General features: G+C 71.0%; 9 protein-coding genes. 3 read left to right on the top strand and 6 right to left on the bottom strand.

The features are described from left to right. From VFB40_RS28735 to VFB40_RS03210, 3 genes are all read right to left on the bottom strand, one after another. A partial coding sequence (locus VFB40_RS28735; RefSeq protein WP_414642015.1) for a cation-transporting P-type ATPase occupies nucleotides 1-152 on the bottom strand: 152 nt, incomplete at its 3' end. Between the two features lie 171 nt (nucleotides 153-323). Beyond that, nucleotides 324-1,823 carry a CehA/McbA family metallohydrolase gene (locus tag VFB40_RS03215; RefSeq protein ID WP_527249184.1) on the bottom strand — a complete coding sequence of 500 codons (1,500 nt, stop codon included), beginning with the start codon at nucleotides 1,821-1,823 and terminating at the stop codon, nucleotides 324-326. A 183-nt stretch (nucleotides 1,824-2,006) separates the two neighbouring features. Next, on the bottom strand, nucleotides 2,007-2,633 hold the full coding sequence (locus VFB40_RS03210; protein ID WP_324847745.1) for a hypothetical protein: 627 nt from the start codon (nucleotides 2,631-2,633) through the stop codon (nucleotides 2,007-2,009). 367 nt (nucleotides 2,634-3,000) lie between these two features. Here VFB40_RS03210 and VFB40_RS03205 point away from each other — a divergent pair, with 367 nt between their 5' ends. After that, entirely contained in the window at nucleotides 3,001-3,411 is a 411-nt protein-coding gene (locus VFB40_RS03205) for a hypothetical protein (protein ID WP_324847744.1), read from the top strand. 106 nt (nucleotides 3,412-3,517) lie between these two features. Further along, nucleotides 3,518-4,537, top strand: a complete 1,020-nt coding sequence (locus VFB40_RS03200; protein ID WP_324847743.1) for a C40 family peptidase — start codon at nucleotides 3,518-3,520, stop codon at nucleotides 4,535-4,537. 78 nt (nucleotides 4,538-4,615) lie between these two features. Here VFB40_RS03200 and VFB40_RS03195 read toward each other — a convergent pair whose 3' ends face one another. Then, nucleotides 4,616-4,804, bottom strand: coding sequence for a hypothetical protein (locus tag VFB40_RS03195; protein WP_324847742.1), 189 nt, complete (start codon nucleotides 4,802-4,804; stop codon nucleotides 4,616-4,618). Here VFB40_RS03195 and VFB40_RS03190 point away from each other — a divergent pair. After that, nucleotides 4,797-5,546: a DUF8832 domain-containing protein gene (locus VFB40_RS03190; protein WP_324847741.1), complete on the top strand. Its 750-nt coding sequence runs from the start codon at nucleotides 4,797-4,799 to the stop codon at nucleotides 5,544-5,546. The two genes, VFB40_RS03195 and VFB40_RS03190, sit on opposite strands and share 8 nt — an antisense overlap. Before the next feature lie 17 nt (nucleotides 5,547-5,563). Here VFB40_RS03190 and VFB40_RS03185 read toward each other — a convergent pair whose 3' ends face one another. Together VFB40_RS03185 and VFB40_RS03180 are read right to left on the bottom strand one after the other, a co-directional pair. After that, complete coding sequence (locus VFB40_RS03185; protein ID WP_324847740.1) at nucleotides 5,564-5,956, bottom strand: DUF2218 domain-containing protein; 393 nt, start codon at nucleotides 5,954-5,956, stop codon at nucleotides 5,564-5,566. A 21-nt stretch (nucleotides 5,957-5,977) separates the two neighbouring features. Next, on the bottom strand, nucleotides 5,978-6,586 hold the full coding sequence (locus VFB40_RS03180) for a class I SAM-dependent methyltransferase (RefSeq protein WP_324847739.1): 609 nt from the start codon (nucleotides 6,584-6,586) through the stop codon (nucleotides 5,978-5,980). Nucleotides 6,587-6,592: the final 6 nt, after the last annotated feature.

Genomic DNA, 6,592 nt, shown 5'->3' with positions numbered 1-6,592 from the left:
TGCATCAGCACCCGCCGCCACAGCCGCACCCGCCGCGCCGCAGGCAGAGCGTTCGGACCGTCGGCTTCCAGCCGCCGCGCCGCCTCGGCGCTCGAAAGGCCGGCCGCCCCGTGACGGGTGACCGAACGCGTGTGCTCCTCGACCGCGGACATCACGACCGCCCTTCACCACGAACCGGAACTCCTCCAGGCCGGATGCGGACACGAAAACGCACCAGGCCATTGTTTCGAGTCTTGTCCGAGTCCGGGCGTGCTACTCGGGCCGATCAGCCTCGGCTCAAGGGGCCCTACGACCATTGCCGACCCATCGGCGCGGCGGCCGGGTCAGTCCTCTCCGATATAGATCGGGTTGGTCATGGCGACCATCGCGTTGGGCACGGTCGTGTTGATCCCGCCGGAGGCGCGGCGCACCTCGGCGCGCAGATACCGGCTGTAGCGCGGATAGGTGGTCCAGGACAAGGTCGCCTGCCCGGAGTCGGGAACGTCCGCGCTGGCCTCGACGCCGAGCTGGTCCAGGATCGCGACCGTGGTTCCCGGCACTCCGGAGACCGTGACCTGGGCGGTGACCGCGGTGCCGGTGTCGGCGGTCAGCCGGCTGCCGATCCCGGTGCTTCGCCCGTCCGCGCTCGACGCGGTGAAGTCCAGCTCGACCGCGGCGGATTCGGCCAGCCAGGAGCGCCCGGCCTTGAGCCCGGCGAGGAGGTCTTCGCGCCGCAGGCCGTCCGCGAGGACCACCGTGTGCGGCAGGCCGACGATCTGCCCCGGGTTGTGCGCGTCGGAGTCGCCGATCGCCGGGATCCGCCGCCCGCTGCGCAGCAGTCCGTCCCAGTGGTCCACCGTCTGCTGGTCGTCCGCGGTCCACGGCCCGTTCCACACCTCGACCAGGTCGGCCAGCTCGTAGGTGAACTCGAAGGTGCAGCCGAAGCAGGCCGCGAACGGGTGCGCGGCGGTCACCAGGCCGCCGAGCCGGTGCACCTGGTCGACGAACTGGCGGAAGCGGGAGGGCCCGTTGGCCCGGTAGCGCCAGTCGATCCACGCGGCAGGCGGCAGCCCGATCGCCGGCCAGTGCCCGGAGCGGGTGGTGACCTCCTCGCCGTTGAGGATCAGCAGGTCGTCGGTGGCGTGGGCGCCCCACTGCAGCGACGCGCTGTCGGTGTTGTGCTCGGTGGAGACGATGAAGTCCAGGCCCGCGGCCCGGGCGTCGGCGACCAGCTGGTCGGGCGTGCGCCGGCCGTCGGAGTGCACGGTGTGCAGGTGGCAGTCGCCGCGGTACCAGGATCGGCCGCGCTGCCGGGCCGGCGCGCTGGCCGGGGCCGGGTTCGGCTGGAACGCGGCGCCCTGCGGACCGAAGGTGAGGGTGATCTGCACCTGGTAGTTCAGGCCCTGCGGCGCGACCGTGTACGGGCCCAGGATCACATGCCAGGTGCCCGGCGTGATCGGCCCCGGGACGTAGCCGGGCGTCGCGTCCGACGCGCTGATCGAGAACTGGGTGCGGAAGCCGCCGGACCAGCCGCGGAATCCGCGCTGGTTGCCCAGCTCGTAGCCCTCCGGCCCGAACATGCCGATGTCGCAGGCGTTCCCGCGGACCCCGGCGGGCACCGTTGGCCGGTCGTAGGAGTAGCTCACGTCGATCTGGCTTACCCCGGCCGGCACCTGCACCGGCAGGTAGTACCAGTCGGGGATGCCCGGCGGGAACGTGCCGGTCGCCGTCTGCGTCCGCGTCGAGCCGGGCGCCGCGTCCGCGAACGCCACCTTCGGCAGCACCGTGAACGCCGCCCCCGCGGCCAGCGCCCCGCCCGCCCGCAGCATCGCGCGCCGGCTCATCTCCGATGAGGACATCTCCAAGCCTCCCGTCTCAGCCCACCGCGAAACCTAGGCGGCCGGTCCGGGCGGCTCAACCCGGCCGCCGGTGAACAGTTCGCGCACTCAAGCCGCCCGCGAGGTGATGATCCGCGACGTGCGGATGAGCCGGCAGGGCGATCGAGCGGGGATGTCCCTGAGGCGCCGTCAGCCGAGGGCGGCGAAGTCCAGGTTCTGGGGTGCGGACGGGAGGTCGGGCCCGGCGTTGCCGCCGGTCACCGGGACCGACGGGTCGACCTGACGCAGGCTCACCTCGGCCAGGTCGACCGCCCCGCCGCCGACCAGGAGGAGCCCGAAGCTGATGGCGACCGCCTGCTCGGCGACGTCCAGGACCACTTCGGCCTCGGTCCAGTCCCGGGTGCCGCGCGGCGCCCGCTCCTGCCCGTTGTCGAACGCGAGCACGCCGTGTTCGCCGTCCACGCGCAGCCAAAGGTAGGCCCAATCGACCGCGTGGGTGCGGATGGCGCCGCGGAAACCCAGCCGCGCGCCGGCGAATTCGGTGGCCGCGATGCGCTGGGCCATGGTGCCGAAGCCGCGGGCCCGGCCCACGTCGGCGCGCAGCCGCAGCCGGGCCACGCGCCGGTCCTGCGCTTCGGTGTCGCTGCGGACCAGGCCGAATTCGTAGTCCGCCGCCCGGTCGCCCATCATCGTCCAGCCGGGCAGCGGGGTGAGCGGCGCGCGCATGAGGATCTGCGCCAACGCCTCGGTGTAGCGCTCGCCGGTCGCCGCCATCCGCCCGCGTACCAGCCGCTTGAGGTCTTTGTTCTCCGGCATCGCGTCTGAACCTCCGCCTCGAAGGCCGCCCCAGCCCGGCCCGCTGACGGGATTCGGTGCACGCTGCGTGAGATCAGCCCGGGAGTACGCCCCCCTTCGCCGCGACAGGGCCGCTGGGGACAGGCCGTCGGGCTCGGCGTCGGACGCGCCGTAATCCCATCGTGGATCAGTGGCGTGCGACACGTCAACCGCAACGGCCCCTGTGGATCTTTGCCGACGCTTTGCGCTGCGCTCCGGACAGTCGGTTAGGCTGACGCTCGCGCCGTCACGGCCGCGCACGGAAAGGAGGGGTCGAATGCAGACTTGCGATACGGCCCCCGTGCGCGCGAGCCACACGTCACAGCCGCGACTCCGGTCCCGGTGGCGGTTGACAGTGCTGATCACCGTGCTCGCAGGGTTCTTCCTCATGCACGGGCTCTCCGGCGCCGGCGCCTGCGTCTCCGATGCGCTGGACCGCGCTGTCATGCAGGGCGCCGTCGTTTCGGCGTCGGCGGCCGGCGCGATGGCATCGACGGGTGCGACGAGCGCATCGACCGGGACCGAGGCGGCTTCCGCCGATTCGTGCGAGTGCGCGGTGATGGGCACGCTGTGCGTCCCGCTGCGTCCGCAGGACAGTGCGTTGCTGCTGACGCTGCTGCTGCTCGGATTCGCCACCCTTCCCACGGGTTCGGCGTGGACGCGATTCATAGCCGCGGCCATGCGCGGCATTCGCGGCGCGCGTCTGCGGCCCTTCGGCGGTGCTCCCGTGCGGGTGCTGGCCTGCGTCAGCCGGACCTGACCGGTACCGCAGCCACCCCTGTACCTCACGCCGAAGCGCCGGCGACCACATTTGTCGCGCTCACGCTTCGGTGTCTCCCGCTTGATCGAAGGAGTCGTACTCCCCCATGGCCTCCCATAGACGCGGCAAGACCACCATGCGCACCGCGCTCGCCCTGACCACCACCGGCGCGGCCGCCGCCACCGGCGTCGCACTGACCGCGACCACCGGCCACGCCGCCTCGGTCGCCGAGGTGCAAGCACAAGTCAAAACCCTGCAGGCGCAAGCCGAGCAGGCCACCAACCGATACGACGCAGCGGCCGAGCAGATGGCCGAGCTGCAGCGGCAGGTCGACCACATTCAGAGCCAGGCCGCCACCACCCAGGCGTCGATGAACACGCTGCTCTCGACTCTTGGCCCGCTGGCGGCGGCGCAGTACCGCACCGGCTCTGTCGATCCCTCGCTGGCGCTGATGCTCTCGCAGAACCCTGACCAGTACTTGGAGAAGGCGCTGGCGATGAAGCAGTTCGGCCAGGGCGAGGCGATGATGCTCAAGTCGCTCAAGCTTCAGCAGGCGCAGCTGGCCGTACTCAAGGAGCAGGCCGCCGGCCGGCTCGCCCAGCTGCAGCAGGAGCAGACCCAGGCCGCGGACCTCAAGTCGCAGATCCTGGCGAAGAACCGGCAGGCGCAGGCGCTGCTGGCGAGCCTGACCATCGCGCAACAGCAGCAGATCGGTACGGGCGCGGTGAACTGGAACATCACCGCCGCGCAGATCGCCGCCCTGCCGCAGGTCTCGGGGCGGGCCGGCGTCGCGGTCGCCTTCGCCAAGTCGAAGATAGGCGTCTACTACCAGTGGGGCGGTATCGGCAACCCCGGATACGACTGCTCGGGACTGACCCAGGCCGCGTGGAAGGCCGCCGGCGTGCAACTCGGCCGCACCACGTACGACCAGGTCAACGACGGATACGCGGTCGCCCCGGCGCTGTCGGACCTCCAGGTCGGCGATCTGATCTTCTACGACGGCAACGAGCACATGGCGATCTACGTCGGCGACGGACTCGTCGTGCACGCGCCCACGACGGGACAGCAGATCCAATACGCCCCGTGGAACATGCTCCCGATCGACGCGGTGCGCCGCGTCATCTGACCTTCGGGCGCTGACCGCCCATCACACTCACCTCGTCCACGCACTCCTGTGAAAGCAGCCCTACACCATGCGTACGTTTCACGCTGCCCGGCGCACCTGCGCCGCACTGATCACCGCGGCGCTGACCGCGACCGCAGCAGCTTGCTCCTCCTCCAGCACAACCGCCGCCGGTGCGCCCTCCCCTGCCGGTAGCTCAGCCTCGATGCCGGGCATGGGCACGTCAGCCTCGCCGAGCGCCGCAGCCCCCGGGATGGCTGGGATGGGCATGGGCGGAGACGACCCGATGTACTCGGGCACCGGCCTGTCCCCGACCAGCGGAGGCTTCACCTTCGCGCCGACCGCGACCCGTCTGACCGCACATCAACCGCAAGCACTGCATTTCAAGATCAGAGACGCACAGGGCGCGGCGATGACCGCGTTCGTGCCGGATCAGACGAAGATGATGCACTTCTACTTGATCCGCTCGGACCTGACCGGCTTCCAGCATCTGCATCCCACCATGGCCGCCGACGGCACCTGGACCGCGAGCCTGGCCGCGCTCGCGCCCGGAAATTACCGGGCGTATGTCGCGTTCAACGCCAAGAACGCGGCTGGAACGACGGTCGCCGAAGTGCTCAGCAGTGCATTGACGGTTCCGGGTACGGCCGCTGAAACCGCCCTTCCGGCCGCAGCGACCACGACGAGCGTCGACGGCTACACGCTGACCGTCAGCGGCGAGGCGATGGCCGCGATGAGCCACACCCTGACTGTCACCGTCTCCAAGAACGGCAAGCCGGTCTCCGACCTACAGCCGTACCTCCAGACCTACGCGCATCTGACCGCGATTCACGCCGGCGACCTCGCCTTCGCCCATCTGCACCCTGAGGGCGCGCCCGCCATGACCGACACCGGAGGGCCGACGCTGACCTTCAGCACCCTGCTGCCGTCGAGCGGCGACTGGCGTTTCTTCATCCAGTTCCAGACCGGCGGCGTCCTGCACACCGCCGCGATCACGCTCCGCGCCGGCTGAGCCGTGATCGGACGCCCTCAGTCCACGCCCGCGGATCCCTGACTCCACGTCACGCTCAGCCGGTCGCGCCTGCCGATGCGTTCAACGCGAGCCGCGATGCCGTCCTGGATGCGCCGCAGGCCGTCCTCGGAATCGGCCTCGGCGTGCAGCACCAGCTCCGTCGCGCTCGCGCGCACGATGCAGCGGCCGCATCCGAACTCGATCACGCCGTCAGTGTCGGTGGCTCGCGCCTCGCGAACCTCCGGCGGCGCGGCGCCCGGTTCGCGCTCGTGGCCGAGTCCGTGCCCGTGCGCGCTTCGGGCGCCGCGGCGGTGCAGCGCGGACAGCCGCATCCGCTCGCCATGGCTGCACAACTGGGTCAGGTATCGGCTGGCGCGGTCGGTGGGCACTCGGGCCTCGGCTGCGGGCATGGGCTTGCTCCTTCGGGCTTGCTAGTGACGGGTGCAGGCGAGCAGCCAGGCAGCCACGCCGCCGGGCAGCAGGGTGGAGTCACAACGGGTTGCGCTGAGGGCGTCCAGGCTCCATCCACCGGCGAACCAGCACTCGATCTCGTCACGGCCGCGCCGGTGCGGCACACCTGTCTCCGGCGGCTGACTGTCGCTGTAGCAGAGCGCGAACAGCCGGCCGCCCGGCCGCAGCACCGTGTGAAGCGCGTCGAGGTAGGCAATGCGGCTTTCTGGCGCGAGCGCGTGCAGGAACAGCGAGTCCAGGGCGGTGTCGAACTCTTCGCCCAATTCCGTCAGCGCCAGGGCGTCGTACCTCAGGAACCGCACGGCCAAGCCGCGTTCGCGGGCCTTGCGCTCGGCGATCTGGAGCCCGGTTGACGAGAGGTCGATTCCAGTCGCGTCACGGCCGACGGCCGCCGCCATCAGCGCGTGCTCACCGGTCCCACAGCCGACGTCCAACACCCGGCCGCGCAGCACGCCCTGCCGCGCCAGCTGCACGAATGCCGGCTGCGGGCGGCCGATCTCCCACGGCGGACGGCCCGCGTAGAGCGTGTCGAGGTCGGCTGCTGCACGGTGACCGGATGCGGACGGCATGAGACT

It is taken from the genome of Actinocrinis sp., from assembly GCF_035650855.1.
In the GTDB taxonomy this organism is placed as follows: domain Bacteria; phylum Actinomycetota; class Actinomycetes; order Streptomycetales; family Catenulisporaceae; genus Actinocrinis.
This window is presented reverse-complemented; position numbering and strand designations above follow the sequence as displayed.

Coding starts and splice junctions, on each gene's coding strand:
- VFB40_RS03215 (WP_527249184.1), bottom strand. CDS start 1,823: ATGAGCCGGCGCGCGATGCTGCGGGCGGGCGGGGCGCTGGCCGCGGGG.
- VFB40_RS03210 (WP_324847745.1), bottom strand. CDS start 2,633: ATGCCGGAGAACAAAGACCTCAAGCGGCTGGTACGCGGGCGGATGGCG.
- VFB40_RS03200 (WP_324847743.1), top strand. CDS start 3,518: ATGGCCTCCCATAGACGCGGCAAGACCACCATGCGCACCGCGCTCGCC.
- VFB40_RS03190 (WP_324847741.1), top strand. CDS start 4,797: ATGGGCATGGGCGGAGACGACCCGATGTACTCGGGCACCGGCCTGTCC.
- VFB40_RS03195 (WP_324847742.1), bottom strand. CDS start 4,804: ATGCCCATCCCAGCCATCCCGGGGGCTGCGGCGCTCGGCGAGGCTGAC.
- VFB40_RS03185 (WP_324847740.1), bottom strand. CDS start 5,956: ATGCCCGCAGCCGAGGCCCGAGTGCCCACCGACCGCGCCAGCCGATAC.
- VFB40_RS03180 (WP_324847739.1), bottom strand. CDS start 6,586: ATGCCGTCCGCATCCGGTCACCGTGCAGCAGCCGACCTCGACACGCTC.